Consider the following 1,679-nt stretch of genomic DNA (forward strand, 5'->3'; position numbering starts at 1 on the left):
CCAGAGCTTGAAACGAAGATTTTGAGCACATATGCCAGTGGCATGGGGTACAGAGACATAGCGTCACATGTAGAGGAAATTTACGATCATAAAATATCCGCAGCAGAGATATCAAGTATTACCGACAAATTACTGCCAGTAATCAATGAATGGCGCGGTCGTCCACTACAATCAGTATACCCAATAGTGTTCATGGATGGCATGTTTTTTAAGGTCAAGGAAGACGGGCATTGCATAAGTAAATGTATGTATAACATATTAGCAAAATGGCAGAAAAGAAGTTTTATTTGGCTGAAAATGAGGGATTGGTTGGGAGTGCTAAACGATCTTAAAGAAAGATACCGTCTTGCTAGTCAACAAAAAAATTACTCAAGCTGTATCATAAAATCAAAAAATACTTCTGATTGTGTAACAGTACACAGATTACAGTTAGTGAATATGTTGAATGGATTGGAAGCATTTTTTGATTTTAAACTACAGTCAACATCCTAGTTCTGTAATTCTTGATATGATTTGGATCAAAAGCACTTTTGGATGTCAGGATACCGAAAATGATATGGAGTAGCTTACGCATTGCAGCTCCCACAATTGCCATATTATGCTTACCCTTCTTCTTTAGTCTTTGGCAAAAACTCACAATGATAGGATTGTGATTCTTGGCTACTATGGCAGGAAAGAAAAGGGCCTTACGTAATGTTTGTGAACCTGATTTACTTAATCTTGGTTTAGAATGTACAGATGAACCTGATGTTATATTTTTCGGTATAACTCCTGTATATGCTGCCAATTGCCTGGCATCTCTAAAAGCTTTTATGTCAGGGATTTCAGCTAAAATAGCCATTGCTGATTCCTCTCCTATTCCTGGAATAGTCAATAGAAGCTGAAAATTTTCCAACAATTCTTTGTGCTGCTTTAATAGTTTGCGTATGGAGTTTTTTATTATTTCTATTTTTTTAACTATATTCGTTGCAACAAGCATTTGCAACTTCTTTAGGCAGTCTCTCTTTTTTTTCTAGGTGGTTATTTACTAATTCTTTTAACGCAACTGAGCAACGATAAAGATGTTTTAATTTTTTCATTTCAGAAGAAGGTGGTGTCCAACGAGTTGGTTCCTGTCTTTGGCAATAATCAGCAATAATTTCTGCATCAGTCTGATCATTCTTTTGTCTTACGAGCTTACTCCTTGTATAAGATTTAATACAATAAGGATTTACAACACTAACAAAATGTCCAGCATTGTGCAGAAATTCAGCCAAAGCTTCGCTATAACAACCACATGCATGACTTTACTTCTTCCACATTATGCTTTTGTAGAAAACTCAGCAGACCTTGAAACCCAAGATCATCGTTCTTAAAGCTCCTTTTCCTAGTTTCACGCTTTTCTTTTTTACTTATGAATGAAAGAAAAACATCAAAGCGATCTTTTGATACATCAATTCCAAGAAAGTTGTTGATCATATATAACCCCATACGTTACCATTTAAAACGAAAAGTAAGGCTAACCTTGTGGATACAGAATTAGAGCCATTTAGGTCTTTCTACGATACCGTCCAGCCTATACTTTTGAGGAGGGAACTCTTATCTTTCTTACAGATTTTATATCTAAGAGGAGAAACAGAGTTCTTCCCTCCTCCACCTAATGCTTAAGCTTAAAACATTAGATGCTTTTTACAAGATAC

The 1,679-nt window shown here is 35.7% G+C and carries 2 pseudogenes; one reads left to right on the plus strand and one right to left on the minus strand.

What is annotated here, in order from left to right:
- Positions 1-339, plus strand: a pseudogene (locus Wcon_RS10615) (transposase); the annotation flags it as partial.
- A gap of 130 nt (positions 340-469) precedes the next feature.
- On the opposite strand, the pseudogene Wcon_RS10620 reads toward Wcon_RS10615, so the two are convergent.
- Positions 470-1,458 (minus strand): annotated as a pseudogene (locus tag Wcon_RS10620) (IS110 family RNA-guided transposase).
- Between the last annotated feature and the right edge of the window lie 221 nt (positions 1,459-1,679).

Source organism: Wolbachia endosymbiont of Cylisticus convexus, assembly GCF_003344345.1.